Here is a 26,990-nt window from a genome sequence, read left to right on the forward strand (position 1 = left end):
TTATCACGGTAGAACGACATGCGTAACAACGACTCGTTCAACTGGCAGAAGGTCCTTCGCTCCGCTCAGGATGACAGCCGTATTTTCTATTCACAAACTCACCACCTCACAACTTACTCCTCCATAATATCCTCATTCCAGAGGGTAGGCTCGGCTTCGATGAACTCCTGCATCATATCCACGCACTCGGGCAGATTGAGGATTTCCACCTCCACGCCGTGCGACTGCAAAAACTCCAGCGACTCGCCGAAGGTCTGCGCTTCGCCTACCACTACCTTCGGAATCTTGAACTGCACGATGGTGCCGGCGCACATGTAGCAGGGCATGAGTGTGGTGTAGAGCACCGTGTCGCGGTAGGTGCGCTGGCGGCCGGCATTGTTGAGGCAGTCCATCTCGCCGTGCAGGATGGGGTTGCCCTCCTGCACACGCTTGTTGTGGCCGCTGGCCACTAGTTCGTCGCCGCGGCGCAGCGCGGAGCCAATCGGAATACCGCCTTCTTTCCGGCCAGCGCGGGCCTCATCGATGGCGGCTTGCATGAATTGGTCTTTCATGGGGTAGGAGTTTTTATTGAAGTAGAAGCTATTTAAATTAACTGAAAGGGTCACCGAAACGGTGTAGAGACACATACTTGCGTCTCGTCGCTTGTGTCGTGCGTGCGGAACCGTTCAACGACGAGATGCAAGTATGCGTCTCTACACCGTTCAACAAGCAACTGAAACAGTTTCCTAGATAAAGTAGAATACCGAGAACGGTCATTCTAGCTACCGAGCGCAAATACCCCGGTAGGCGCAGTACTGGCACCTATCTAGGTCGTCGGTTTTGCGGATGGGTTCCAGCGGATCAAGGATGCGGTGCACCAATTGCCCCAGCAGCTCCTCGCTGGCTTGGCGAAACGACTGGCCGTCCTCCGTCAGAAACGACATATCGGCCGTGAGCAGGCCACCGGGCAGGTTGCGCATGGAGAGGATGGCTGCGTCGGCGGCTTGCTGGCCCTCGGCTTCTAGCATAAAGCGGTACAGCCAGAGCTGGCGCACCTTCTCCGCGCCCGAGCTAGCCTCCATCAGTAAGCGTTCTACGGCCGCAGAGGCAGGCTCTTTGGCTTTTTGCAGCTTCAGTTCGAAGCCCTGCACTATACCGGTTTTGTAGTCTACCACTCGCAGGCTGCCATTGGGTAGGCGGTCGAGGCGGTCGGCGTAGCCGATGAGGCGCACTGGCAGCTTTTCGCCGTCGGGCATAGGCACGAATACCGTGGCAAACAGCTGCTGCTCCAACCCATGAATCTGCAAGGGTAGGGCGCCTGGCTGCGTGAGTAGGCTCTCGAAGTAACGCCGCACTAGCTGTACGGCTACCTGGCCCAGCACGTAGTTCAGGCCTTCGTCGGCGCGGGCGTGGCGCTCTTTTTCCTCGCGGCGCAGGGCGCGGGCCACCTCTTTATCGGCTTGTTTAATGAGCTCTGGAATATCCTCGGCCGTGAGCAGGCGCTGCTCCTGCGCAAAAGGCTGCAACAGCTTTTCCAGCGCCGCGTGCACCGCCGTTCCAAACCCATCGGCTCCCAGCGTTTCCTCTACCTCCTCGGCCTCCTGAAACCGCGCAATGCGGGAGAAATAAAACTGTAACGAGCAGCCCACGAACTGGTTGAGCGCCGAGGGCGACAAGCCGCGCTCCAACGCGCCGCGTAGAGCGGTCAGCATTTCGGGGTCTTTGGCCAGGGTGAGGTCGCCAAGGGCCGTTTCTACTATTTCAGTGCCTATGGGTATTTCTTTTGCTGGCGAGGGTAGGGAAGAAGGTACTGTTTCCACCGTTACGTCGCGCAACTCCATTTGGGAGTTTTGCAGGCGTAAGTCGTTCTCTATCTGTAATAAAAAGCGGCTTCGCTCGCCGGTGCGGCTGCCGTCGGCGCCGGGTAGCACGTGCAGTAGGTCTACGCGGCGGGCGCGCTGCAAGAGGCGCCAGAACTGGTAGGCGGTGGCCGCTTCGTGGTCGGCGTAAGTAGGCATGTTGAACTGCGTGAGCACGTCGTAGGGAAACAGCGACGCGTGATTTTTGGGGGCCGGCAGCACCCGCTCGTTACAGCTCAGAATGATGATGTGGTCGAAGTCCAAGGCCCTGGTTTCCAGCAGACCCATTACCTGTACGTCGGCAATGGGCTCGCCGGAGAAGGGTAGACGAGTGCGGGCCATTTGCTCGTAGAGGAAGCGCCGGAACGAGCGCACCGACAGCCGCTGCTCCCGGCAGTCGAATACCGAATCGAGCCGCTTCACCAGCGTAAAAAACAGGTACAGATACTCCGCCTCAATGGCCGAATGCTGGTCTTGGTAGGCTTTTTTGAGTAGGTCGATGAGTGTGTAGCAGGCGGCAATGATGTCGTCGCAGGTGTCCCAGGTGGCAAACAGCGCCTCAATAAGGGGGTGTTGCTGGCCCATTTCCAGTAGCTCGGTGGCGGGTAGCAGCACGGCCTGGCGCTTGACAATCTGCTGGCAAATCTGGTCGAGCAGGTGGTGGGGCTGCTCGGGCTGCTGATCGAGCCAGTGCTGATAGCGCCGCAGAAACGGGTGCGTGAGCAGCTTTTGCACGGCCAAATGATGGTAGCGCGGCACGCCGTAGCCCGTTTCCTGCGAGCCCTCCCGGATGCCGGTGAGGTGCACCTCAAACAGCAAATCGACCAGGTTGAACAGGGGGGTGCTCTGGAAGCTCAGGCCCATGGTCACGTTGTACTCGGGCACGGCATCGAGGGGCAAGCCGTGAAGCACGGGTAGGAGCAGGGTTTCGTCGGGCAGCACCACAGCCACTTTGGCTTTGGGGTCGAGGCGGCGCGATTCGGCCAGCAGCTGCCCGGCTACCTTGCCTTGCATGGAGGAGTTGGCCACGCCCACAAACTGTACTTGGCGGGGTAGGCCGCGCAGCAGCTCCGGTAGCCCATGGCCGGGTACGCCGCCAAAGGCCTCGGCTGGCAAATCCCACAGCTTGCGGTAGCGGCGCAGATGCTGGCCGGCGCGGTTGGGTGAGTCGGTTTCCAAGTAAAATGCGTCGCCATCAAACAGCACCTCGGCCCGACCGGCTTTGCGCAGACGCTGAATCAGTTTTTCTTCGGACTTCGATAAGGTGCCAAGGCCTAGGAATACATGCTGAGGTAGCGTTTCGCCGGCTTCTAAACGGTTCTTCACGCGGCGGGCAGCCAGGCGGTAGGCCAAGCCGGGGTAGGCAAGGTGGTCGTGTTCCATGCGCCGGCGGAGGCGCCAGTACACCTTCTCCAGATCATCCCAGAAACGGAAGTAGGCGGCCGTGGTGCTGTCCTCGGCGGGCGTGAGCGACAAATCCCAGCGCTCCAGGGCTTTGGCCTGGGTGAGGTATTCAAAGACTTTTTTCGGGTTGGCCAGGTTCTGATCGAGGTTGGAAAAGTCCTGCACCAGCAACCCCGACCACCCCACGAATTGGTCGAAATCCAGGCGGGCATCAATGTCGCGCAGAATGTCGAACAGCAAGAGTTGTAGGGCAATGGGCTCCTCTACCTGCACGCCGGCCAGTTCCACCATGTAGTCCTCCATAGCCGCAATGCGCGGGCTCCACACGGCCTGGCCTACCTCGGCGGCCAGCGACAGCTCATTCTTCAGATACACCACCGCCCGGCGCGTGGGCACTACCACCACCACATCCGACAACTCCCCGCCGGGGTAGCGGGCCAGCAGGTCGCGGGCGGCCTGGGCGAGGAAGGGCAGGGGCCGCGCAGTGGGTGGCGCGGTGGTATTTTCGGGAAAAGTAGCAGTAGATCGGGTAGAAGGCATATACTTGGTGCAGCAAACAGCAACTTAAAGGTACGCTACTCCGTCAACCCTCACACCATGAAAAAATTCCTCCTCGCTACGTTCTTCCTCGCCGCTTCCGCCGCGCCACTCGCTGCCCAGCAGCAAATTCTGCCGCTCTACACGGGTACCATCCCCAATGCTAAACCCAATAAAAGCGTCACCGAAACCACCGAGAAGCGCCCCGATGGCGGCGAGTTCGTGCGGCAGGTGGTGCAGCCCAAGCTGCTGGTCTACCCTGCGCCGGCCGACAAAGCCAACGGCACCGCCGTGGTGGTGTGTCCCGGTGGTGGCTACAGTTTCCTGTCGATGGTGAACGAGGGCTACCAGGTAGCCGAGAAACTGAACGCCATGGGTATCACGGTGTTTGTGCTGAAATACCGCCTGCCCGACGACCGTACCCAACCTGACAGAAGCATTGCGCCGTTGCTGGATGTGCAGCAGGCCATTCGGATGGTGCGTGAGCAGGCTGCCAAGTTCAACATCAACCCCAACCGAATTGGAGTAGCGGGTTTCTCGGCTGGTGGGCACCTGGCCAGCACAGCCGGTACGCACTTCGCGAAGCCAGTAGGAAACAAGCCCGGCCCTACCTCCGTGCGCCCCGATTTTCTGATTCTGGCCTACCCCGTTATCACGTTTGCCGATAGCCTCACGCATGGCGGCTCACGGGATAATCTGGTGGGTAAAAATGCTTCGGCTGAGCAAATAAAGCTGTATTCCAACGAGTTGCAGGTATCGGCCCAAACGCCGCCTACCTTCCTAGTGCACTCCGAGGACGATGAGGTAGTACCGGTGCAAAATAGCCTGCTGTTCTACCAGGCCTGCCTGCACCACAAGGTGCCCGTAGAAATGCACCTCTACCCCAAAGGTGGCCACGGCTACGGCTTCTATAACCGCACAACAAAGGACGATTGGGCGGAGCGGCTACGTAACTGGTTGGATATGAACGGGTGGCTGACGAAGTAGCTCGTAATAAAGTTAGATTAAAAAGCAGTGCCCCTCCTTGAGAAAGGAGGGGCACTGCTTTTTAACTGATACCGATAGCAGCCGGGCTACTCCTTGGTAAACCGGCTGAGGTAGCCGCCGCCCTCCACTAGCTTGAGCGTCAGCTTACTTTTCTTGCTGACGCTGCTCTTTTGGATAGCATCTGCCTTTGGGTTACCGGCTTCATCGGCTAATGTAGCGGCCTGGTAGCTGCCCGTGCCAAGAAAACCCAGATCAACAGCGACGGACTGGGCTTTTTCGCCGTTCAGGGCGGCAAGGTACCAAGTGGTGCCGCTGCGGCGCGCCAACAGGGAGAGAGTACCTATTTCACTGGCTGGCAACACAATCGTTTCGTCCCACACGGTGGGCATGTTCACAATCAGGTCTTTGGCTTTGCTGGCCAGCATGTCTTCGGGGTTGGCGGCTACGCACAGAAAGGGCGAAGTGAACGTGGCCAGCGAAGCCATTTGGTGGGCGAACGTAGTGCCTTTGCCAATGTCGCGGAAAGTGAGGGGAGTGTAGTCGCCGTGGCCGGCCAAGTAGCGTGTGAAGGGTAGGGTAGCATTATGGGCCGGCCACACGGTTGCGTTTTCCAGGCCCCGAATACCTTCGCGCGACAGCTCATTGGGCCAGGTGCGCGACTCGCCAGTGGGCTTATTGGCGCCGTGAAAGTCCAGCATCAGCTGTAATTCGGCGGCATCGTGTAAAGCAGCCTGGTAAAAGTCGATAATCTCCTGCGACTCAGTGTCGAAGAAGTCGATTTTTAGTCCTACTACGCCTGTGTCCTTGCAGCGCTTAAAGAAGGCTTTGCGGGCAGTAGGATCTTTCAGGCCGGGTGTGCCGTCGTGGTCGGGGTAGGCTTTCCATACCCACACCTTTACCTTTTGGGCGTCAGAATACGTCACCAACTCTTGCAGCAACGCCCACGGATCTTTGCCGCCATCGTTCCAGCGCGACCAGCCTTCATCTACCAAGTTGTATTGAATGCCTAGCTGCCCGGCCCACTGCGAAAAACGCTTCATGTTCTCGAACGTCACGCCGCCGTTGCCAGCCAGCCACGACCACACGCTCTTGCCCGGTTTAATCCAGCTAGTAGCCAGCCCCTGCGGAAACAGTTTCGGATCGGGTTTGGGCGACACGTTGTGCACAATGTCGCAGTTCACCAGCGTGTTCAGGTCAGACCCTACCTCAATGATGCGCCAGGGCGTTTCGACGGAGCCGGTTTTCTTCGTGTCGCCGGTCAGATGGGCCTTGAACACGCGCTGCCCCTCCGCCACTAGCGACATGCCCGCAAAGTCGGTTAGGCCACCCTCGGTAATGGCCACATAACCCTGCTCGTTGGGTAGCTGCACCGTGAGCGGTGGCCCGGCTTTCTGGCCAGCCGGTACGTCTTCGATGCGCTGCTTTTGATACTTACCTTCGTAGTTGCCGATATCGGGCTGGCTCCACACGATGCTACCCGCAGGTAGGGTAAAGCGGGTATCATCGGCCGTGGTAGTACTGGCGCCGGTTTTGTTGACCACGTAACGCAGCGCCACACCATCGTTGAACACGCGCGTTTCCACTTGAAACCCGGACGTATTACCGCTTCCCTGCACCGGCACAATAGCCTGGTTGTACTGGTTCACGGCTTTGCTGTGTACGCCGCGCCACGGGTAGGTTTCGTTAACCGACGTGCGCTTTACAGCACCGAACGCACGGCCTTCGCCGATTTTCTGCTGATCTACCTGCAAGCCAAGCGTCGAGGGCTCAACGACTGCTTTGCCCTTGTACACTACACGGTATTGCAGCTGACCTTGCGTCAAGAATAGTTCTACCTGAAGGTTCTTATCTGGACTAACAACCGTGGTTGGCTTGGTTTGCGCCAGTAAGTGGTGGATAGGTAGGGTTTGACTTAGCAATAGAGCAAAGCCGAACAAGGGAAGTTTGCACATAGTAGGGTTGAAAGATGGTTAGGGTAAGGTGCGGGACAGATGGAAGCTAAAGCTAGCCTAGTCTAGCTTTAGCTATAGTTGATTATTGTGTAATAACCGCTACTTCGCCGCCGTCGCGGAATAGCGCATAAGGTACAAAATACCCTTGGTTGGCGGTCCCGTTCACCTGAATGCTGCGCAGGTTGCGGCCCGTGCCGGTGTGCTTCACCGTCAGGGTTTTACCGCCGGGCATGTGCCACTGCACCTCATCAAACACCGGCACGCTCACAATGTAGCGCGCATCGGCCGCCGAGAAGGGGTAGAGGCCCGTGGAGCTGAACACGTACCAGGCCGACATCTCGCCGGCGTCGTCCATGCCGGAGTAGCCCAGCTGGTTTTTGCCCATGCCGTAGAAGCGCTCCATAATCTCGTCGAGGCGGCGTTGCGACTTCTCGGGTTTGTCGATAAAGTAATAGGAGAAAGGCGTTTCGTGGTCGGGCTGGTTGCCGTGGCAGTACTGACCAATGAAGCCCGATACGTTGCGCGCAATGTAGCTGGGGTTCCAAGGCACCGTAAACAGCGAATCCAGTTTGGCCTCGAAGGCCTGTGGGCCGCCGTATAGCTTCACCAAACCCGGCATATCGTGGGGGGCAAAAAACGACACCTGCCAGGCGTTGGCCTCGCGGTACATGTACTCGTAGTAGGGATACTCTGGGTTGAAGTTCTTCACCCACTGCCCGTTGGCCAAGCGGCCGCGCATGAAATTGGTGCCGGAGTCGAAGACGTTGCGGTAATTCTTCGAGCGCGCCATGAGGGTGCGGTAGTTGGCGGTATCTTTCAGAATTTTTGCCAACTGAGCCACGGCATAGTCGTCGAAAGCGTATTCCAACGTTTTCGACACGCCGGCTTTGCCCTTGGTTTCCACTTGGGGGTTAGGCGCTTCTTCGGTAGCGATGTAGCCCTTCTGGATGTACTCCTGAATGTGGGGGCGCGTGCCGCCCTCTACGTTGGCGTTGCGCAGGAGCAGGCGGTACACGTCCTGCACATCAAAATTGGTGAGGCCGCGCTGGTAGGCGCCCGCAATAAAGGCTGCGCCATGGTCGCCGTGGAAGAAGGTAGGAATGAAGCCGGTCTTCTTGCCCACGTCGTGCAACGACTTAATGACATCCGTACTGGCCTCGGGCGCGAGCATGCTCATCAGCACGTCCTTGTTGCGGTAGGTGTCCCACAACGACGGCTCGGTGTAGTAGTTGAAGTCGGCTTTCACCACGTTGCCTTTCGTGTCGCGGTACTCGCCGTTCAGGTCGCTGCGCAGGGCCGGCCACAGGAAGGAGCGGTAGAGGCAGCTGTAGAACATTTCCTTCTGCTTGGGGGTGCCGCCCTTCACGTCTACCCGCGCCAGCATGGTTTCCCAAGTGTCGGCGGCAGCGCGGCGCACCTGCTCAAACGAGCGGCTACCAATCTCCTGCGCCAGGTTTTGCTTGGCATTCTCGATGCTCACGAACGAGATGCCGACGCGCAGCTCCACCGGTTTTTTGCCGCCGTTGGTGAGGTGCAGCACGGCTAGGCCGTCTTTAGTGCCGGGGCCGCGTACGTCCAGGTTCTGCATTGGTTCGCTGAGCATTCCGTAGAAAAACACCGTTTGCCGACCGGTTTCCTGAAAACCCTGCACCGCCGCGTCGCCTACCTTTTCCATAGCCCAGTTCGAAACCCGCTCGTTGGACTGTGCCAGCTTGAACACAATGCTACGGTTGTCCGGCTGCGCAAACCGGTACCGGTGAAAACCGGCCCGCAGGGTAGAAGTCAGCTCCACCTGCACGCCGTAGTCCTGCAACGTCACGCCGTAGTAGCCCGGCGAGGCCGTTTCCGTCTTCTTAGCAAAGCGGGATGAGTAGTCGCCTTTCGCATTGGCCGCGCCCGTAACGGGTAGCACCGGCAGGTGGCACAGGTTCCAGTGGCCTTTGTTGGTGTGCGCAAATGCCACAATCACCGAGTCCTCGTAGTCGAAGCCCGCGCCGGTATGAAACTCCGTGATGGGGCTCAGCTGCACCATGGCATTGGGTAGGGAACTGCCCGGAAACACCAACCCGGCCCACGCGCCGCGCCAGTCTGGGGGCGTGGTGTAGCCCATGTCTTTGGGGTCGTTCAGCGGCCCCGTCCCCATAAAGGGGTTGGCGTATTGCAGATGGCTGCCCAGCTTCTCACTACGTCCGCCGTTGGCAGTGCCGGCGGGCGGGGTGGTTTTGGTGCAGGAGAAGACGGCCAGCGCAGAAAGAAGAAGGCAATAGCTAGGTCGTTTCAGCATGAGTTTGGGGGTAATAATAACCCTGACAGGGGCTTGAAATCCTGTCAGGGTTAAGAGTTTTACAATTAAGGGACGAACTTCTTTACAGCACGTTGCGGGCCTGCAAATCGGCCAGTGCTTCTAGCATCATCACGCCGCTCATTTCAGTAGAGCCGTCCACGGTGGTACCGGGTAGGGTAGTCCAGTTAGTGTTGAAGATATATTGCGGCCGGCGCGTGCCTTTGGAATAGAGGCTTTCGCCGTTGAATTTCAGAAAGGACACGTAGTTGGCCCGGTTGGTGGCACTCACGGCCGGCTCGGTAGCCAAAATCGTGAGGTAGCGCACCAAAACACCTTTGAACAAGCCACCGTCGCCGCCACCTTCATCCTTCATAATACCACCCGGCGAGAGCTGGGTGTTGTTGAGCACGTAGGCGGCCGTGCGGTTGGCATCATCGAGGTAGGAGGTTTGCTGGGTGGCGCGGTACAGCGCCACGCCCGCTCCTATAAAGGTGCCCTGGTTGTAGGTGAAAAGCCAGTTCTTGTCAATCTGGTTGTTGTTCTCCCGGTTGACCCCGTCCCACACTTCCCCATTGGCAGGATCTACCAGGGTGGCTTTCTGCCAGGCATAAATCTTTTTCGCCCACTCCAGGTCATCGGGGTTGCGGTCGAGCATGTAGAGGCGGGCGGCCAGAATGGCGGCGGGAGCGTTGGCGGGCGTGTTTTTGTAGCTGCGCTGCGTTTTTTTCCACGCAATGCCACCGCCCTGCTGCTCGTTCCAGCCCAGCTTAATGTCGTTCCAGAGCAGAGTAGCAATGTTTTTGTACTCCGCTTCCCTGGTCACCTCGTAGGCGCGCAGGCAAGCCAGCGCATGCCACTCCATGTCGTCGTAGAACTCGTTGAGGTAGGTGTTGCCGTTTTTGGCTTTCGCCCCCTGTATCAACTGCCGCATACGGGTAAGGTAGTCGGCGCTGCTGGTGCGCTGAAAGCCGTCGATCAGTATATCGAGGCCGTGCGCTTGCCACCAGTAGTTGAAATTGTTTTGGCCGGCGTTGTTTTGCCGATAGTAGTTTTCGTTGGCGACATAGAAGTTCTGCTGCAACGCGGCCTGGGCCGAGTCGGCGCGGGCCGACCAGTTGGCTGTGGCCACCACGGGCGGGGCAGTGGGTGGGGCCACGTAATCGTCTACGGGGTCTTTACAGGCGGTCAGTAACAGGCCCAGCAGGGCGCAGCTACCCAGGCGGGAATGCCAAGAAGTCAAGATCATATCGTTCAGTTGCTTAGGAGAAGTGAATTTTGAGCGAGCAGATGGCGAGAAGGTCTATCAGCTATGCCGCTTGTCGCACGTCTCACCGTCTACTCGCTCAACATCCGCATTAGCGCACGGTAATCTGGTGCGTGTAGGGGCCGTCGGGCTGCATGCGCACGGTCACGTCCACGCTCTTCATGTCGGCCTCCGTCTGGAACTTGTAGGTGTAGTCGTACGACGCGGCCGTTACGGGTATCAGGTAATAATAAGCAGCTGGTGTGCTAGCGGTGGCGCGCTGGTTGTCGGAGTTGGTGCTGCCGTAGAACTGTTGGGTGGTAGCGCCGGCCGCGTTTTTCTCTGTGAACCGGAATTTGTAGCGCTCATCCCGGCCCCAGCTTTCCTGGAAGAACTCGATGGGCGTATTCTCCACTTTCCACACACCTTTACCCACGTAGGGCAACTCTACCAGTATTTTGCTTTGGGGTGCAAACCACAGACCTACCGACTCGATTTCGGTGAGGGTAGCGGCGGCATTGTTGAAATCCAGACGGATACGGTACACTTTGGGCGTGGTGGTGGGGCTGGTGCCCTGGTCGCCTTCTACTAGCTTGTTGCCGTCGATGGCGTAGGTAGTGGGTGTGCCGCTGGTTTGGTCAATCAGCTTCACGTCGCCGGCGCTCAGGCGGGAATACAGCTCAAACACACCAGCCGAGATGCTCTTGAACTGGATGGCCTGGCTCATGTTGGCGCCAGCCTCCGTGCCCGAGCCCGTAAGGTAGAGCGCCGGGGGTAGGGCAGAGAAGCCCGCGGGCCGCTCCAGCGTCATCGTCCGCGTCTCGGTGCCTTTCTGCACGTTCAGGCCTTTCGAGGCATTTACCGTCCAGATCAGCTTGCCCTGCTGCTGCGACTTGATACCGGCAATGTCGGCAATGCGGTTCAGGTCGCCGTGGCTGAGCACCAGTCTGGTGTCCAGACCATTGGTGCCCGACGCAATGCTGTACACGGGCTTCGAGAAGTCGCCGCCTTCCTTGTCAAACACCAACTCGTAGAGCACCACCGTGCCGTCGGCGGCGCGGGCCTGGCCCCACTCAAACGTCACGGCCGCGTTGGAAGGAGGGTCGAGGCGTATGAAGGCGTTGTTCACGGGCGAAATCAAGTTCGATACCGGCGTAATGGTCTCGTCCAGCGCGTTATCGTCGTCGTTGCAGGCCGAGAGGATGCCGGTCAGGAAAAGGAAGAAAAGAAGCAGTATGGGATGGGTTTTCATTATGAGTAGTTGTTGATTGTTCGTTGTTTATTTCTTGATAAGAACGTCATGCTGCTCGGAATAACGTCCTAAATAGAGCAGCATGATGTTCTATCCTAATCACTTCGTCATTTGGGCCTACCAGCCTGGGTTTTGCTCCAGGTTGCCGTTGATGTCCCGCTCGCGCTGAGGAATGGGCCAGAGGTAGTGGCGGGCCGGATCGAAGGTGCGCTGGTCTACGCGGATATAGCCGTTGTCCACGTTCGGGTCGCCGGCTTTGATGCCGTGGGCGAAACCATTGAGTACGGTTTCGGCCGTGCGCCAGCGGCGAAGGTCGAAGATGCGCAGGCCTTCCATCGCCAGTTCCACGCGCCGCTCACGGCGGATGGTAGCTTGCAAGCTAGCTTTGTCGCCGCCGGGGAAGGTGAGGGCCGCGGCATCGGTGAAGCCCGCCCGGCGCCGCAGCGCCCCGATGGTGTTGTCCCAGTCGGCAGCCGTGAACTGACCCAGCTCGTTCTTCGCCTCCGCGTGCATCAGCAGCACGTCGGCGTAGCGAATCAGGATCAGGTTCAGGCCCGAGTTCAGGTTGGCGTCAGACGTGGGATCGAAGTATTTCGAGGAGTAGTAGCCGGTTGGGCTGGCGTCCTGGCGGTCTATAGAGTTGTCGCCGGTACCGGGGAAAGTGCGGATAACGATGGTCGAGTTATCGGGACGACGCCACGTGTAGCCGTCATACACCAGCGTAGCCATGAAGCGCGGGTCGCGGCCCTGGTAGGGCGTGGCCTCGTTGTAGCCCGAGCCGGCTTCGTTGATGGTCTTGCCGTTGGCCATCAGGTAGCTATTCACTAGCTCCTGGGTAGGGGCAATAGACGTCACCAGCTTGCCCTCAGTACGCGGAATAAATTGCCGCTGTACCGAGTGCGTGCGCGTGGGGAAGGCATACTGCAAATCCAGCATGTCCTCGTTGTTGTTCTCATTGCTCGGCGCAAATATGCCCATGTAGCTCGGGAACAACGTGTAGGTACCCATCGAGCCGCTCATCAGCTGCGTCGTGATAGCCACTACATCGGCCCAACGGTCACCTTCGTACAGCAGCACACGGGCTTTTAAGGCCATAGCGCCGCCCTTCGTGAAGCGGCCTTTGTCCTCGGCTCCATAAGCCGTGTTCACGGGTAGAACGGCGGCGGCGGCATCCAGCTCTTTCAGCACAAAATCCAGCACCTCGGGGCGGGGCGTGCGAGTCACGCTGTTGGCCTCAGACACGCTCAGCTCGGTGGTGATGAGGGGCACGGCGCCGTACCAGGTCATCAACTGAAAATAGTGGAACGCACGGATGGCCTGCGCCTCCGCAATGTAGCGGGCCTTCAGGCCTGCGTCGAGCGTCCCAATCTTGTCGATGTTCGTCAGCAGGCGGTTGCAGGCGCGAATGCCGCCGTAGTGGTAGCCCCACTCGTTGGTGATGCGCGCCTGGTTAGTGCCGTAAGCGCCCTCGGCCACGTTGCGCACGTTGGAGCCGTCTACATCGCTCTTGTTATACGCGTTGTCGGAGAGGGCTTCGTTGAAGAAGAAGTACTCGCTCGGGTAGAGGCCGGCGTAGCAAGAGTTGAGCACGTTGGCTGCGTCGCTGGGCTGCGTCCAGAACGTGGCGTCGGTGGGGCGGTCGGTAGGGGGTAGGTCCAGGTCCTGGCAGGCGGCAAAGCTCAGTCCAAGGCCCAGCAAAAAACTATAGCGAAATATGCGATTCATGGTCATACTGTTGGATCGTTAGAAAGAAACCGTGAGGCCCAGCGTGGTTACGCGTACGCTGGGGTACACGCGGCCGCTGCTGCCTACGCCACCGCCCAGGCCCACGCTCTCGCTGAACTCCGAGATTTCGGGGTCGAAGCCGATGTCGCGCAAGTGAGTGATGGTGAACAAGTCCTGGCCCGATACAAACACACGCAGCTGCTGAATACCTGCTTTGGAGGTAAGAGCTGAGGGTAGGGTGTAGCCCAACTGCACGTTTTTGAGGCGAGCGTAGGCTCCGTTGCGCAGCCAGTAGTTGGAGCCCTGGTTGTTGTTGGTAGAGGCTGTGCCCACGGTCAAGCGAGGGTAGGAGGCATCGGTGTTGGTAGGCGTCCACCGGTCGAGGTGCTGCTTGTACACGTTCTCCCAGTTGTTGTGGAACGCTTCCACACCCTCACCACGGATGTACAGATTACGACGGCCTACCCCTTGCACAAACACCACCAGGTCGAAGCCCTTGTAGGTGGCCGTGTAGTTCGCGCCAAACGTCAGGCGCGGAAACGGATTGCCCAGCACGTAGCGGTCATCCTGGTTGATCACACCGTCGCCGTTGCGGTCCACGTAGCGGATGTCGCCAGGGCGCAGGCTGCCGGGTGTCACGAAGGCTGGCTTGGGGCCATTGGCAATTTCTTCCGTGTTCTGGTAGAACCCGTCGGTGCGGTAGCCGAAGTAGGAGTTGATGGGGTAGCCCTCGCGGATGATGTTGGTGGCGTCGCCACCCCGGATGGTTTCCACGCCCTTCGTGTCCCGTACCAGGTTGCGGGTATCGGCTGCGTTCAGCGTCAGGGTCTGGTTGAAGCCGCGGGCGGTATTCAGGCGGTAGGTCGCCGATACTTCCCAGCCCTGGTTCTGCACGCTAGCCGCGTTCTGGGTAGGGGCACCAGCCCCAAAAGCTCCGGCCACGGGCAGGTCAATCAGAATGTCGTTGGTACGCTTGTCGAAGTAGTCGAAGCTAACCGACAGGGCATTCTGTAGAAAGGCCACGTCTACCCCCACGTTGCCCATGGTAGCCGTTTCCCAGGTGATGTCGCGGTTAGCAGTGTTGAAATTGACGCCGGCTACCGGCTGGTTGCCGAATGCATACGCGCCCGGTGCCGTGCTAATCGTGCTCAAGTAGCGGTACAGACCAATGTTCTGGTTGCCGAGTTGCCCGATAGAGCCACGCACTTTCAAGTCGCTAAACATGGGTTGCAGGAAGTCCAGGAAGTTTTCTTCCAAGGGCCGCCAGCCTACCGACACCGACGGGAAGAAGCCCCAACGCTTGTCGCTGGCAAAGCGCGACGAGCCATCGTAGCGGAAGCTACCCTCGATGAGGTATTTGCCGGCAAAAGCATAGTTCAAGCGCCCAAATACCGAGTTCAGCGCCCACTGCTCGTTGTTGCCGTAGGTGCCGTTGGGGTGGAAGCCGCCACTGGGGTCCGAAATGCCGGTGTAGGTGGTGCCGTTGCTAATCACCCCGAAGTCGTTGCCGGGGATGTTGATAACAGCAATACCAGATCGGTCATCGTTGAAATGCTCACTGGAATAGCCTACCAATGCCTTCACATCGTGCTTGTCGGCAAACAGGTGCTCGTAATTAAGAGTAGTCTGGTAGTTGGTGAGCAGGGTACGCTGCGTGCGATTCGTAACGGCGTTGTTGCCGTCGCCACCAGAAGTAGGCGAGCCGTCGGGGGTCACGTACTGCAAGCTGCGCCGAAACTCGTCCATGCGGTAGTTCCACAGGTCGCCGCCCACTAGGCCACGTAGTTTCAGGCCTTTGATGATTTCGTACTCTGCATTCAGGTTTGCGTAGCCGTTGTCGTCGGCAAAAGTGCGCTGGCCGCCATTGCGCAAGCGGTTCACAGGGTTAGCAGTAGAGGTAGGGGCCGTCAAATAGTTGCCAGCCGAATCTTGCACGGGGTAGATAACGGGAATGCGCACGGCGTCGCCAATAATCCAGTCGGTGCCGTAGGCGTGCTCTTTTCTATTCACGCGGGCATAGGCCAAAATAGCGCCTACCGACAGCTTGTCCGTCACCTGCGTATTCAGGTTCAGGCGGGCATTCAGACGCTTATAACCGTAGTTGTCGCCCACAAACAGGCTATTCTGGTCCACGTAGCCCAGCGACACCAAGTAGCGCGTCTTGCCCGAGCCACCGCTGAGGCTGAGGTTGTGGTTTTGCTGCAACGCCTGCTTTTTCAGCACCGCGTCCAGATACCACTCATTATCACCCCGGGCAACCTGTTCGCGGATCTGCTGAGGCGAGAACTGCGGGGATTGGCCCGAGTTGATCAGGGCCTCGTTCTTGAGCTGCATAAACTCCAGGCCCGTTACCGGCCGGCGCAGGAAGGTAGGCGTCTGCAAGCCCACGAGGGTGTTGTAGGTCACCACGGGCTTTTGGTTGAGGGCACCTTTCTTGGTGGTCACCAGCAACACGCCATTAGCCCCCCTCGAACCGTAGATGGCCGCCGAGGCAGCGTCTTTCAGTACCGTAACGCTTTCAATATCGTTGGGGTTGAGGGAGTTAAGTGAGCCAGCAATGCCGTCCACAATGATCAGCGGTGAGGAGTTGCCCAGCGTGCCTACCCCCCGGATGTTGATGTTGAGGCCCGCGCCCGGCTCGGCGCTGCTCTGCTGAATGGTCAGGTTGGGCGCAGTGCCCTGCAACGCCTGCGACACGTTGGTTACCGGTCGGTTTTCCAGCGCCTTTGCCGATACCGTGTTCAAGGCACCAGTCACCTCCGCCTTCTGCTGGGTGCCGTAGCCTACCACCACTACCTCTTCCAGCGCTTTCACGTCCTCGCGGAGCGTGATGGTGAGGTTACTGCCGGCATCGGCCACGGCTACTTCCTGGCGTACATAGCCTACAAAGCTGAACGTGAGGGTGCTACCCTCGGGGGCTTGCAGCGAGAAGTTGCCTTCTGCGTCGGTGCTGGTGCCGGTAGTAGTACCCTTCACCACCACCGAAACGCCCGGCAGCCCGGCCCCGTTGGCATCTACCACGCGCCCCGATACGGGCGGTGCCTTAGACGCGGAAACGTTTGCACGGGCATTGCCTACGTTGGAATCGATTGCAGATGTGGGCTTAGAAAGCACGCGCAATACCACACGGTCCTCATCCACATCATACTGAATTTTGAGGGGAGCCAGCAGCTCGTCGAGCACCGCAGACAGGGGCTCGTCTTGCACGCGTAAGCTCACTTTGCGCTCGGCTTTTACCAATTGTTGGCTATACACAAAGCGCACGTTGTAGTGTCGCGCAATCTGGCTTAGGGTAGCCTTAATGGTTTGCGCTTCAACTTTCAGCGTGATTTTTTTCTCGAGCACCGCCTGCATAGGCTGCGAATGGGCAATTGCCCGGCCGGGCAGTCCGCCGCCCAGCACTGCCAGCAACAGCAGCACGCGTAAGCAATACCCGACCAATGGTGGAAGGTGTACAGAATTTTTCATAGGAATAGTGAAAATGGGTAGGTAGGTGGGGGTTAGCGGTGAGGGTAAAGGAGCATGTGTTGGAAAAAATGAAAGTGAAAACGTACTAGACAAAGTGCTAGCTGGCCGGTGCTAGCTGGCAGCCGTTGCTGTGGAGTAGAATCTGTGCATCAGAAATTGAGTAGCTGGCACCCAATGACTTGCATAGCAAATTGAGCTTGCCAAACAGGGGCTCGTTGTAGAACGTGATGCTCACCGTGCAGTGCGCTAGGGTGGCCCGGTCGTACACAATATCAACGCCGTAGGCTTTTTCCAGGGCAGCGAGAACTTCCGCCACCGGGCGCTCTTCAAACTCGAAGGGCTGCGGCACCAGCACGGCCGGTTGCGACACTAGCTCCTTCGTAAATTGCCGTTTGGCTGCGGAGTATACCGCCTGCTGATTGGGTAGCAACAGTACACCCGCCGCGGCCGGGCGCTTGGGCGTAGCCGACAAATCGGCATCTGCACGGGTTTGCACGGCCACCTTGCCCTCGCGCACCGACACCGATGCCTGCGCCGCATTGTGATAGGCTTTCACCCGAAAGCTGGTGCCTAATACTGTGGTTACCACCTGGTTGGTGAACACCAGAAAGGGCCGCTGGGGATTTTTGCTAACTTGAAAATAGGCTTCGCCTACCAAGTGTACCTCCCGCCGGGCACCGGCCAACGCAACGAGGTAGCGCAGGCTGCTACCAGGATGCAGCGTAACGCGGCTATTATCGGGTAGGCGCACGGCCAGAGGATGTTGCGAAGTGTTGGTTTGCTTCGTCCAGCCATTGGTTACGGTCACGGCAATGGGAGCTTCAGGAGCCCAGGTGCGGCGCACGGCGGGCCAGAGTAGGGCCAATGCTACGGCAACCAGCACCAGGGCCGCGGCTATGCGCAGGGTAGGGGCCTGCCACCAAGCGGCGGGGTGCCGCACCACTTTTGCCTCGGCGGCCACCGGAATGTTCTGGGTAGCTAATCGATGCCAGATGGCGTCTTCCACTGCTTCCTGGTTCTGTCCCGGCAACTGCATCCCCTCCGATTCTTCCAGGCGGTCATACCACTGCTCCACTGCTACCCGTTCCTGGGGCGTGCAGAGGCCATCGAGGTAGCGTTGTAGTAGCAGTTGAAATTCGGCTTCCGTCACGGTTTCGGGCAAGAGTAGAGTAGTGCTTCTATCTACTAAGTCAACGAACTGCTCGGTACCCCTAAAATAAGGTTGTGTTTTTTTGAAAAATAACAGTGAATAATCAGTAAGTGTATATAATACAGAGGTTTAAATTTTAGTAAACCAAACTATTAAGGGCCAGGTAACCAGCAAAAAATCCTGTAAGTAGCTGCGCAGCAGCTTCAGCGACTTGGTGATGTGGTACTCGATGGCCTTCTCCGATAGATGCAGGCGGCCGGAAATTTCGGGTACCGTGTGGTGTTCCAGGCGACTCAACCGAAACACCTCCCGCGACTTTTCAGGTAGTCGGTCGAGGCTGGCTTTCAGGGCAGTGTTCAGGTCTTGTTGCGCCAACTGCTCCTCGGTGTTATGGGTTGCGTCTGACTGTGCTATGCGGCAATACAGCGCGTACCCATCCCGCACCCGTTGCGACTTCACATAATTGATAATACGGTAGCGCAGAGCCGAGAAAAGGTAGGATTCCAGATGCTGAATATGCCCCTCGGCGCGCTTGGTCCAAAGGGTGGCAAATAGGTCCTGCACCAGCTCCTCGGCCACCTCCCTACTCTTAAGCTTGCGGTAGGCCATCGTGAACAGCCGGTAGCAGTAGCGCTTATACACTTCCTCAAACGCACCTTCATTGCCCGTCTGCACTGCATCAAGCAAGGCAGTATCCGGCCAGAGAGAGTATTGCAGAAGGCCAGAACGATTCATAAGCAACTGAATGAAAAAATCGGGACTTATAAGTGAAGGTACATTTTTATATTCGTTTATGGAAGAAAACGACAAGTCAATGCTCGTTAAGCGAGAAAGTTACGCTTCACGTGTCAGTTTTTCGGGGCGTAGGGGCAATTCACGCACGCGTTTGCCGGTGGCGCGATACACGGCATTGGCCAATGCTGCGGCTGTGGGGCCCTGCGCGGCCTCGCCCGCTCCCAGCGGCGGCTCGGTGGGCCGGTCGATTACCGTCACGTCCACGTATGGAATCTCGTCGAAGTGAAAGATGGGGTAGGCCTCCCAGTGCCGACTGCGCACTTGGTGCTGGTCAAACTTCACTTCCTCCATCAGCGCCCAACTAGCTGACTGAATCATGCCACCTTCCGTCTGGTTTTTCAGCCCATCGAGGTTGATGACTTCGCCCGCATCAATCACGGCCCATAGCTGTGGGCGGTAGGGAGTGCCCTCCTCGTGAATGCTGACTTTGGCTACCACCGCCACGTAGGCCGCTTTGTTTTTGTATTGTGCAAAAGCGAAGCCCAGTCCCTCGTTTTCGCCTACCTGCTGCTGGCGGGCAATAGCACGGGCACGCTCTACCACGGCAATGGCCCGCTTATCCTGCAAGTTGCGCAGTCGAAAGTCCCAGGCGTCGAGGCCGGCCTTCTCGGCCAGCTCATCCATAAACGACTCAATAGCAAACACATTGCCGTAGGCCCCCAAGGCACGTAGCGCCGACACACGCAATGGCCCTTGGAAGAAATACGCATCCACGCGCAGGTTGGGAATAGCATAGAGTGGATCAGCGTTGCGGTAGCCGCCCGCGCTGGGGTCGGTGGCTCCGTTGTCTGCGGGGCGGCGTGGCTGGGCCAGGTACTGGGCAGGTAGCAACTTATCAGCATTGCCGCCAGGGCGGTTGCTGTGCGTGTCGGTCCAGACTTGCTGGTGCCAGTGCGTGAGGCGACCGGTGGCGGGGTCGAGGCGGGCGGCCAGGTCCAGCACCATGGCTGAGCCGTAGGGCTCCCAGCAGTGCTCATCCTCGCGGGCCCACTGCACGCGCACGTGGCGGCCAGGCGTGGCCACGGCCAGCAGAGCCGCGTCGGCGGCCACATCGTCGGCGCCGTTGTGGCCGTAGCAGCCCGAGCCGGGCACGCCTTTCACGTGAATAGTATCGACTGGCATTTTCAGCAGGTCGGCCAGCGCTTCGCGCAGAGGGTACACGCCTTGGCTGTGCGTCCATACCTCCAGGCGGCGCTGGGCGGCATCGTAGCGGGCCACGGCGCAACTCGGCCCAATGGAGCCGTGCATGAGGTAGGGCTTGTAGTAGCTGGCGCGCAGGGTAGGGGCAGTGGTGAGCGTGCCCTTGTCCTGCACGCGCTTGGGCGTGTTGGGTAGGGTGCGAAGGTAGTCTTTCAGGGGCTGCCCGGCTGGTAGCGCCCTACCCTCGGTCCAGCGGACGTGCTGCTTGCCCCAGTCTTGGGCCAGTTTGGCGTCGTACTCGCGTTCGGCCAGTAGGCCCACAAAGCTGCCGTTCACCACGGCCTTTGCCAAGCCTGGCACGGCGCGCTTCAGCTCGTTCTCGTCAAACTGCACCAGCTTGGAGTCGTAGTTGAACGGCCGCAGCACGCGGGCGTGCAACATGCCCGGAAAGCGCAAATCCTGCACGTAGTATTCCTGGGCGCGCACCATGCGCTCTATTTCCGGGCGCGGCACGGCTTTGCCTACGTATTGGTATTCGGCTTTGGGCTTGAGGGCCAAGGGTAGGCGCACTTCGTCGGTGAGCTGCTGGCCGCCAAGGAGTTGGGCAAAGGTGCGCGTCTGGCCGTTGGGCGCCGTCACCACGCCGTTTTGCGTTTTCAACTGAAACGCCCGCGTCTGCAACTGGGTAGCGGCCAGCGCCAACAGCTTCTGGCGGGCGGCAGCAGCGGCGTAGCGCACAGCCGTGGCGCTGTTTTCAATGGAACCGCTGCCAGCGGTGTATCCTTCGTTGGGCGTGCGGTCGGTTTCGGCCAGCACTACATCCACACGATTCAGGGGTATATTCAGCTCCTCGGCCGCCATCTGGGCCACGGCTATCCGAATACCTTGGCCTAACTCAATCTTACCCGTAAGCACGCGCACACGGCCATCGGCCAGCACCTCCAGCCAGGAATCGATGCGGGGGTAGTCACCAAGGCTACCGGGTAGCTCGTCGGCGGCTTCGGTAGCAGCCGTTGCCCAGGTAGGCCCGAGCAAGGAAAAGCCAATGGTCAGGCAGCCGGTGGTTTGGAGGAAGTGGCGGCGGGAGGTAGGCATAGTAAGGTAGGGTACAGCTAGATAGAAGAGGACCGTCATGCTGAGCTTGTCGAAGCATTTCTACCGCTTCGTTGCCAGCAAAAGGAATTGCGCAGGGTAGAAATGCTTCGACAAGCTCAGCATGACGATCTTTTTTCGCTGCGATACATCAAAATCACGGTTTTTTATTGGCCGCCACTACCTTCTGCGCGGCCCGGATAGCGCGGTGCTGCACGCAGCAGCGGCACAGCACGCGCATCATGCCGTTGCGGATGGTTTCTTCGTCGGCCTGCGGGTACTGTTGCAGGGTGGCTACCGTCGACATCACCATGCCGTTGAGGCAGAAGCCGCACTGCGCGGCCTGCTCGTCTACAAAGGCTTGCTGCACGGGGTGCAGGGTGCCATCGGGTTTGGCTAGGCCTTCGAGGGTGGTGATGCGGATGCCGCCCGTTACGTCGTGCACGGGCAGCTGGCAGCTAGGCCAGGCCACGTCGTCGAGCATCACCATGCAGGCGCCGCACTGCATCAACCCGCAGCCAAACTTGGGGCCGTTGAGTTGTAGTTGGTCACGCAGCACGTAGAGCAGGGGCGTGGCCGGATCGACGCGCACCGTGTGCTGTCGGCCGTTGACGAGAAGGGTAATATCGGCTTCCATAAAGAGAAAGGGCTTTGGCACAAGATACTCTGAAACACAACGAAAGGATACCGCCGCTCAGGAAAGCGGTTTGGGCCGGGGCTTAACTAAACCCACTTCGGCGCGTACTGTGAATAGAACGTTTTACTTAGCTTTTCCTTATGAATCCTACCCAACTAAGCCACGAATTGCGCAACGGCCAAAGCCCCGATCTGAAGCGTCGCCGCTGGATCATTGGCCTGTCGCTAGTGACGGTGGCCGCCGGCCAAATCGTGACCCTCTACCAGACCGGCATCATCAAGCACTTGCCCGATCCGCCCCTGGATATCTTCGACTCCGATAAAGTAGACGCCTCCGACTACGGCTACAAGCGCCTCGACACGCCTGATGCCGCTCCCATGATGATAACCGGCGCCCTCACGGCTACCCTGGCCGCCGCCGGGGGCATGGAGCGGGCCACTACTACGCCGTGGCTACCCGTAGCAATGGGCGTGAAAACAGTGGTAGATGTGGTAACTAACCTTTCCTTAGCGCGGGAAGAATGGAAAGAAAATAAAGCCCTGTGCTTCTACTGCCAAGCTTCATCGGTGGCAGCGATGGCGGCATTGGCGCTGGCAATGCCAGAAGCGGTAAAGGCTGCGAAGAATTTGTTTGGCGGTAAGAAAACAGCGTAAAGCTGCCGCTTGTCAGGCGCTATAAAGCCCGCGGAGCCAATGGCTTCGCGGGCTTTGTTTCTTATTTCTAATGCCCTATGACTGTCTCAGGCGCTGGCTCATGGGTAGGCTGCACGTAGGTCGCCAGTGAGCGGGCGGCCAATAGTACGCTGATCAACACCAGAAAAGCCCCAGCCAAAAAGGGTGCCCCCGGAAACTGTACCGGTGCTTCTGGACTGGTGAAGTAATAGAAAAGATTGGTCATAAAGGGCGGCCCTACAATGGCGGTAGCGCTGATCAGGCTGGTAAGGCCGCCTTGCAGTTCGCCCTGTTGGTTACCCGGCACCTGACCCGAGATAATACCTTGCAAGGCGGGTCCGGCAATACCGCCCATGCAATACGGCACCATGGCGGCGAACAGCATCCAGGTTTTAGCCGCAAAAGCAAACAGCACGAAGCCCACCAGGTAGAGCGAGAAGCCTACATATACGGAACGCTTGTTGCCCAATCGGGGATTCACCACCCGAATAAGGCCACCCTGCACAATAGCCGTGAGCAACCCAATGAACCCCAGCGAATAGCCTACCCAGGCCTCGTTCCAGTTGAACTTCAGCATGGTATAATAAGGCCAGGTGCTCTGCGTGGCGTGGCTGGCGACGTACAGAAAAATCAGGGAGCCTACCAGCCCGGCAATGACGGGGTATCGCTTGAGGCTGAGGAGAGAACCGACAGGATTGGCCCGGCGTAGCTCGAAGGGTCGGCGTTGGTCCAGGGGTAGGGATTCGGGCAGGATGAAGTAGCCGTAGAGCCAGTTCAGCAACGACAAGGCCGCAGCCGTCAGAAAAGGGATGCGGGCGCCAAATTGACCCAGCGCCCCGCCAATGGTAGGGCCCAGGATAAAGCCTACTCCAAACGCTGCGCCCACCAGGCCAAAGTTCTGCGCCCGTTTCTCGGGTGTGCTGATGTCGGCAATGTAGGCCGAGGCCGTGGTGAAACTGGCCCCCGTGATGCCCGAAATAATGCGCCCCACAAACAGCCACGCAATGCTGGGCGCGAAGGCCAGAAACAGGTAGTCGAGCCCGAAGCCGAGCAACGAGAACAGCAGCACTGGCCGCCGCCCATAGCGGTCGGAGAGGTTGCCCAGCACCGGCGCAAACAGGAATTGCATGCCCGAGTAAGCAAACGTCATCCAGCCGCCAATGCGGGCCGCGTCGCTTAGAGTGCCGTGACTCAGTTGCTCAATCAGCTTCGGCATGACAGGGATGATGATGCCAATGCCCACCACATCCAGCAGCAGCGTCACGAAGATAAAGCCCAGCGCGGCTGGGCGATGAGTAGAGGCAGCCATAACAACGGAGAGGAAAGTGCGCCGCGAAGGTAGGCAAAGTGGCCGGCCGCGTAGAATTCGGCCGGCTAAAACGTCACTATTTCCTGCGTATCGAAGTAGTATAACACGCACTGCACATCGGTGAAGCCCAACTGCCGGAACAGGTCTGCGTAGCGAGCCAGCTGATGACGGTGGCGCGGCTCGGGCGGCGGTGTTTTAAAGTCGAGCAGCGTCACGTGGCTGGGCTGGGCGGCGTCGAATACCACCCGGTCGGGCTTGTATTCCTGTCGCCGGGTGCCGCCTACTAGAATCTCGCGCTCCGTTTCGGGCTGCACCGCCGCGCTGAAATAGTGCGCCAGCTGCGGATGTTCTACCACCTGGTGCAGTTTCTCAAGCAGCTCTGGCCGCTCCTTGCTGCTGATCAGCCCCTCGGCCACCAACTGACCCGCCACGCGGTCTACGTCGGCGGCGTATAGGGTGCGGCGCAGGGCGTAGTGCAGCTTACGGTTCCACTCCTGCTGCACCTGTTGGGCATCAAAGTCGAAAACCGTATTGGCGTGTCGGCGCAGGCGCAAGCGTTCTTCCCAGGGCGTACTGCTGAGGTTGGTGAGTTGCCAGTTACCCATTGAGGGCTGCGCGGTATTCGCTACCGGCCTGTTAGCGGGAAGTTGTTTGGTGTGAGCTGGTAGCTCATCATCCACGACGGACAACTTATTTGCTGCTAGCGAATAACGAAGTTGTTCGGCGTCGTACTCGCCCTGCGCCACGAGGTAGCGGTGCAGCAGTTCGGCCACGTTTTTGGCGGATTCGGTGAGGTCGATTTCCGGATCTTCCGCTTTACTACTAGCTTTCTTTTTAGGCTGGCGACTGATGAGGTAGAGGCGATGCTTCGGGCGCGTGAGGGCCACGTACAGCATATTCAGTCCTTCGAGAAAAGTTTTTTCCAGCTCCTCGGCGTACTGTCCGGCCAGAGCCGTGCGCTGCAAAGCCTGCACCTGGGGCACCACGGCCACAGGGGGCATCTCGGCCATGGGTTTGGCCTCGTCGGGTAGGCGGCCCCAGAGCAGGGTGTTGCGGTGGGGCGTCAGGCTCCAATCGGCGAAGGGCACAATCACTACCCCATAAGCCAAGCCCTTGGCCTTGTGCACAGTAGTGATGGTAATGGCATCGCGCCCGGCCGGCGCGTTGATGCTCAGCGCGCTTTTTTTCTGCTGCCAGTAGGCTAGGAAGTTGTTGAGGTTGTTGCCGTGGCGCAGGCTGAACTCCAGTGTCAAGTCCAGGAAACGGAACAGGTATTCGCTTTCCCCCTCGCGTCCCAGTAGGCCAAACGTGCCAATCAGGCGTTCTGTCAACTCGTAGAGACCCAGGTTGCCGGTTTCGCGCTCCTGCAAGTCAAAGCCCAGAGCCCGCAGCTCGTCGAAAAAGGGTAGGGCATCTGGTACGTTGGCTACCTCGGCAATATGCCGGGCACGGACCGGGGTAGGCGCCAAACCACGCACCACCTTGTCTACCAGCAACAACGCTTCCGCTTTGGCCAGCGTGTCGGCCGGCTGGTTCAGCACGCGGTACACCGCCACCAGCAAGTTCACCACCTCGGCAAATTCCAGAGAAAGCGAGTCGGCGGAAATAATGTCGTAGCCACGCTCTTTTAAGAACTTCGCTACCCGGCGACTCTGGTCACGGCGGCGACACAGCACGGCTACATCCTGCTGCCGGAAGCCCTGTTGCAGGGCTTCTTCTACGAGTTGCAGCGTGAGGTAGAGCGTGCTTTCGTCATAGCTCAGCAGCTGCTCGGGTAGGGTAGGGTGAGGGGCATCGTCGTGGGTTAGAAGGAGTTCGACGTTAGCCTCACCCCCTTCGTTTTCCGCGGACTGAGAGGCTGGCAACCGCTGCGGCGCCTCCTGCCGAAAATCCTCATCATAAATACTTTGCACCAACGGTAGCTGCGGATGCGTGGCGCTGATATGCCCGAAGAAATCGTTGTTGAACGTAATGATTTCCGAAGCCGAGCGGTAATTAGTATTCAAGTTTTTCGCCTGCAATGCCCCGTCCAGCGTGTAGTAGCGGCCTTGCAGCAGGTCGCGGAGCTCCTCGTCGGCCACGCGGCCGTAGAGGTGCTCCGTTTCGTTTTTGTAGAGGCGCAGAATCTGTTCCATCTCGCCGCCCCGCCAGCGGTAAATGGCCTGTTTCGCGTCGCCCACGGCCAGGGAAAGATTACCGTTGGCCACAGCGTTTTCTACCAGCGGCAGCAGGTTATTCCACTGCAATACAGAGGTGTCCTGAAACTCATCAATCAGCAGGTGCTGATACCGTTCGCCTAGGCGCTCGTACAGAAACGGCACCGGCTCGCGGAGCACAATGTTGGCAATACGCCGGTTGAACTCGGCAATCAACACCACATTTCGCTCCCGGCTGAGCTGGTCCACGGCCTTGTTCAGCTCACTCAATAGTGATACGTGGAAGATATAAGGCAGCATACCCAGCACCAGCAGATAGTCGGGTAGGAGGCGGGCGCGCAAGTCCTCCAACTCGTGGTAGGCTGCCGTAAGGTCGGGTTTTGCGGCATCCACACGCTGCTTGTCGGCGGCGGTTTTCACTTTACCGCTGTACCATTTATCCTGCTCCACGGTCGCCCGCACGTAGCTGTTAGCTTCTTTGTCGGGTAGGAGGCGTTCTTCCCAACGCGTCACATAGCCAATAATGCCGCTCTTTCCTTGGTAGAGGTCCGCTTCCGTTACGCCGGCGGCATCCAGCGCCGCCAGCGCCCGCACACTCACCGCCCGAAACTCTTGCTCAATTTCCTCCCGCCGCTTGCGCAGGTTTTCGTGCAGGCGACGGTAGTCCTGCAACGAGAGCTGCTGCAACTGCGCCACGGCCTCATGCACCGGCTCGGAGAGCAGGAATTGCCCAAACTGCACCAGCTCCTCGGGTAGGGTATTCCAGCTCCGGCCTTCCTCTGCCTTGCTCAGGGCATAGTCGGCCAGAGAACGGGCTAGTAGTTTACTATTGGGGTCGCGATTCACTTTGTCCAGTAGCAAGGCCACGGCGCTTTGCAGTACGGCTTCGCCGTCCAGCTCTACCTCGAAGGCCGCGGGCAACCCCAACTCCCGCGTAAAAGCTTGCACTATACGCTGCACAAACGAGTCGATGGTGCTCACCGCGAAATCGGCGTAGTGATAGAGCACCAACCGGAACGTGGCTGCTGCCCGCCGCCGCAGCTCCTGTTGTTGCTCCTGGGGCGTGTCGGCGCGGAGCGGCAGTTTGCCTTCCACGGCCAGCTCGTTAGCTATATCGCGCAGCAGCGTGTCTTCTTTGCCGCTGGCGTTGGGGTAGGCGAAGCGCCGCAAGGCCCCAATAATACGCTCCTTCATCTCGCCCGCCGCATCGTTGGTGAAGGTGATGGCCAGAATGCTTTTGAAGTACGCCGCGTCTTCGGCACCGAGCGCCAGCTTTAAATATTCTTTGGTAAGCTGGTAGGTTTTGCCAGAACCGGCAGAAGAAGAGTAGATGCGGAAGGTGGGTGGCAT

The 26,990-nt window shown here is 58.9% G+C and carries 16 protein-coding genes; 2 read left to right on the plus strand and 14 right to left on the minus strand.

Going from position 1 to position 26,990, the window contains the following annotated elements; translation table 11 throughout:
- Positions 1-113: 113 nt before the first annotated feature.
- Positions 114-551: a nucleoside deaminase gene (locus KYK14_RS08595; RefSeq protein ID WP_219158486.1), complete on the minus strand. Its 438-nt coding sequence runs from the start codon at positions 549-551 to the stop codon at positions 114-116.
- 210 nt (positions 552-761) lie between these two features.
- Complete coding sequence (locus KYK14_RS08600; RefSeq protein ID WP_219158488.1) at positions 762-3,782, minus strand: PD-(D/E)XK nuclease family protein; 3,021 nt, start codon at positions 3,780-3,782, stop codon at positions 762-764.
- Between the two features lie 57 nt (positions 3,783-3,839).
- Here KYK14_RS08600 and KYK14_RS08605 point away from each other — a divergent pair, with 57 nt between their 5' ends.
- Positions 3,840-4,766 carry an alpha/beta hydrolase gene (locus tag KYK14_RS08605; protein ID WP_219158489.1) on the plus strand — a complete coding sequence of 309 codons (927 nt, stop codon included), beginning with the start codon at positions 3,840-3,842 and terminating at the stop codon, positions 4,764-4,766.
- An 86-nt stretch (positions 4,767-4,852) separates the two neighbouring features.
- Here KYK14_RS08605 and KYK14_RS08610 read toward each other — a convergent pair whose 3' ends face one another.
- From KYK14_RS08610 to KYK14_RS08655, 10 genes are all read right to left on the minus strand, one after another.
- Positions 4,853-6,718: a glycoside hydrolase family 97 protein gene (locus tag KYK14_RS08610; protein ID WP_219158491.1), complete on the minus strand. Its 1,866-nt coding sequence runs from the start codon at positions 6,716-6,718 to the stop codon at positions 4,853-4,855.
- 82 nt (positions 6,719-6,800) lie between these two features.
- On the minus strand, positions 6,801-9,002 hold the full coding sequence (locus KYK14_RS08615; protein ID WP_219158493.1) for a GH92 family glycosyl hydrolase: 2,202 nt from the start codon (positions 9,000-9,002) through the stop codon (positions 6,801-6,803).
- An 82-nt stretch (positions 9,003-9,084) separates the two neighbouring features.
- Entirely contained in the window at positions 9,085-10,248 is a 1,164-nt protein-coding gene (locus KYK14_RS08620; protein WP_219158495.1) for a glycoside hydrolase family 76 protein, read from the minus strand.
- A 109-nt stretch (positions 10,249-10,357) separates the two neighbouring features.
- A complete protein-coding gene (locus KYK14_RS08625; protein WP_185283925.1) occupies positions 10,358-11,497 on the minus strand; it encodes a SusE domain-containing protein in 1,140 nt (379 codons plus the stop codon).
- Positions 11,498-11,614: 117 nt separating this feature from the next.
- Positions 11,615-13,222: a RagB/SusD family nutrient uptake outer membrane protein gene (locus tag KYK14_RS08630; RefSeq protein WP_246601750.1), complete on the minus strand. Its 1,608-nt coding sequence runs from the start codon at positions 13,220-13,222 to the stop codon at positions 11,615-11,617.
- Between the two features lie 18 nt (positions 13,223-13,240).
- A complete protein-coding gene (locus tag KYK14_RS08635) occupies positions 13,241-16,690 on the minus strand; it encodes a TonB-dependent receptor (protein WP_219158499.1) in 3,450 nt (1,149 codons plus the stop codon).
- Between the two features lie 97 nt (positions 16,691-16,787).
- A complete protein-coding gene (locus KYK14_RS08640; protein WP_208307385.1) occupies positions 16,788-17,852 on the minus strand; it encodes a FecR family protein in 1,065 nt (354 codons plus the stop codon).
- 117 nt (positions 17,853-17,969) lie between these two features.
- On the minus strand, positions 17,970-18,575 hold the full coding sequence (locus KYK14_RS08645; protein WP_219158500.1) for an RNA polymerase sigma-70 factor: 606 nt from the start codon (positions 18,573-18,575) through the stop codon (positions 17,970-17,972).
- A gap of 99 nt (positions 18,576-18,674) precedes the next feature.
- Positions 18,675-20,870, minus strand: a complete 2,196-nt coding sequence (locus tag KYK14_RS08650) for a xanthine dehydrogenase family protein molybdopterin-binding subunit (protein ID WP_246601751.1) — start codon at positions 20,868-20,870, stop codon at positions 18,675-18,677.
- 154 nt (positions 20,871-21,024) lie between these two features.
- On the minus strand, positions 21,025-21,525 hold the full coding sequence (locus KYK14_RS08655) for a (2Fe-2S)-binding protein (RefSeq protein ID WP_343217075.1): 501 nt from the start codon (positions 21,523-21,525) through the stop codon (positions 21,025-21,027).
- 119 nt (positions 21,526-21,644) lie between these two features.
- On the opposite strand from KYK14_RS08655, the gene KYK14_RS08660 reads away from it, so the two are divergent.
- Positions 21,645-22,157, plus strand: a complete 513-nt coding sequence (locus KYK14_RS08660) for a vitamin K epoxide reductase family protein (RefSeq protein WP_185283918.1) — start codon at positions 21,645-21,647, stop codon at positions 22,155-22,157.
- A gap of 67 nt (positions 22,158-22,224) precedes the next feature.
- Here the strand turns inward: KYK14_RS08660 and KYK14_RS08665 are convergent, their stop codons facing one another.
- The gene (locus KYK14_RS08665) at positions 22,225-23,484 is read right to left on the minus strand and encodes a TCR/Tet family MFS transporter (protein WP_219158504.1); all 1,260 of its coding nucleotides are present in this window, start codon (positions 23,482-23,484) and stop codon (positions 22,225-22,227) included.
- A 65-nt stretch (positions 23,485-23,549) separates the two neighbouring features.
- Positions 23,550-26,990 carry a UvrD-helicase domain-containing protein gene (locus KYK14_RS08670; protein WP_219158506.1) on the minus strand — a complete coding sequence of 1,147 codons (3,441 nt, stop codon included), beginning with the start codon at positions 26,988-26,990 and terminating at the stop codon, positions 23,550-23,552.

The sequence above is a fragment of the Hymenobacter profundi genome, from assembly GCF_019334315.1.
GTDB classification, from domain to species: domain Bacteria; phylum Bacteroidota; class Bacteroidia; order Cytophagales; family Hymenobacteraceae; genus Hymenobacter; species Hymenobacter profundi.

Bases quoted from the DNA above. Each gene is read 5' to 3' on its own strand.
- KYK14_RS08595 (WP_219158486.1), bottom strand. From the start codon at position 551: ATGAAAGACCAATTCATGCAAGCCGCCATCGATGAGGCCCGCGCTGGC.
- KYK14_RS08600 (WP_219158488.1), bottom strand. From the start codon at position 3,782: ATGCCTTCTACCCGATCTACTGCTACTTTTCCCGAAAATACCACCGCG.
- KYK14_RS08605 (WP_219158489.1), top strand. From the start codon at position 3,840: ATGAAAAAATTCCTCCTCGCTACGTTCTTCCTCGCCGCTTCCGCCGCG.
- KYK14_RS08610 (WP_219158491.1), bottom strand. From the start codon at position 6,718: ATGTGCAAACTTCCCTTGTTCGGCTTTGCTCTATTGCTAAGTCAAACC.
- KYK14_RS08615 (WP_219158493.1), bottom strand. From the start codon at position 9,002: ATGCTGAAACGACCTAGCTATTGCCTTCTTCTTTCTGCGCTGGCCGTC.
- KYK14_RS08620 (WP_219158495.1), bottom strand. From the start codon at position 10,248: ATGATCTTGACTTCTTGGCATTCCCGCCTGGGTAGCTGCGCCCTGCTG.
- KYK14_RS08625 (WP_185283925.1), bottom strand. From the start codon at position 11,497: ATGAAAACCCATCCCATACTGCTTCTTTTCTTCCTTTTCCTGACCGGC.
- KYK14_RS08630 (WP_246601750.1), bottom strand. From the start codon at position 13,222: ATGAATCGCATATTTCGCTATAGTTTTTTGCTGGGCCTTGGACTGAGC.
- KYK14_RS08635 (WP_219158499.1), bottom strand. From the start codon at position 16,690: ATGAAAAATTCTGTACACCTTCCACCATTGGTCGGGTATTGCTTACGC.
- KYK14_RS08645 (WP_219158500.1), bottom strand. From the start codon at position 18,575: ATGAATCGTTCTGGCCTTCTGCAATACTCTCTCTGGCCGGATACTGCC.
- KYK14_RS08650 (WP_246601751.1), bottom strand. From the start codon at position 20,870: ATGCCTACCTCCCGCCGCCACTTCCTCCAAACCACCGGCTGCCTGACC.
- KYK14_RS08660 (WP_185283918.1), top strand. From the start codon at position 21,645: ATGAATCCTACCCAACTAAGCCACGAATTGCGCAACGGCCAAAGCCCC.
- KYK14_RS08665 (WP_219158504.1), bottom strand. From the start codon at position 23,484: ATGGCTGCCTCTACTCATCGCCCAGCCGCGCTGGGCTTTATCTTCGTG.
- KYK14_RS08670 (WP_219158506.1), bottom strand. From the start codon at position 26,990: ATGCCACCCACCTTCCGCATCTACTCTTCTTCTGCCGGTTCTGGCAAA.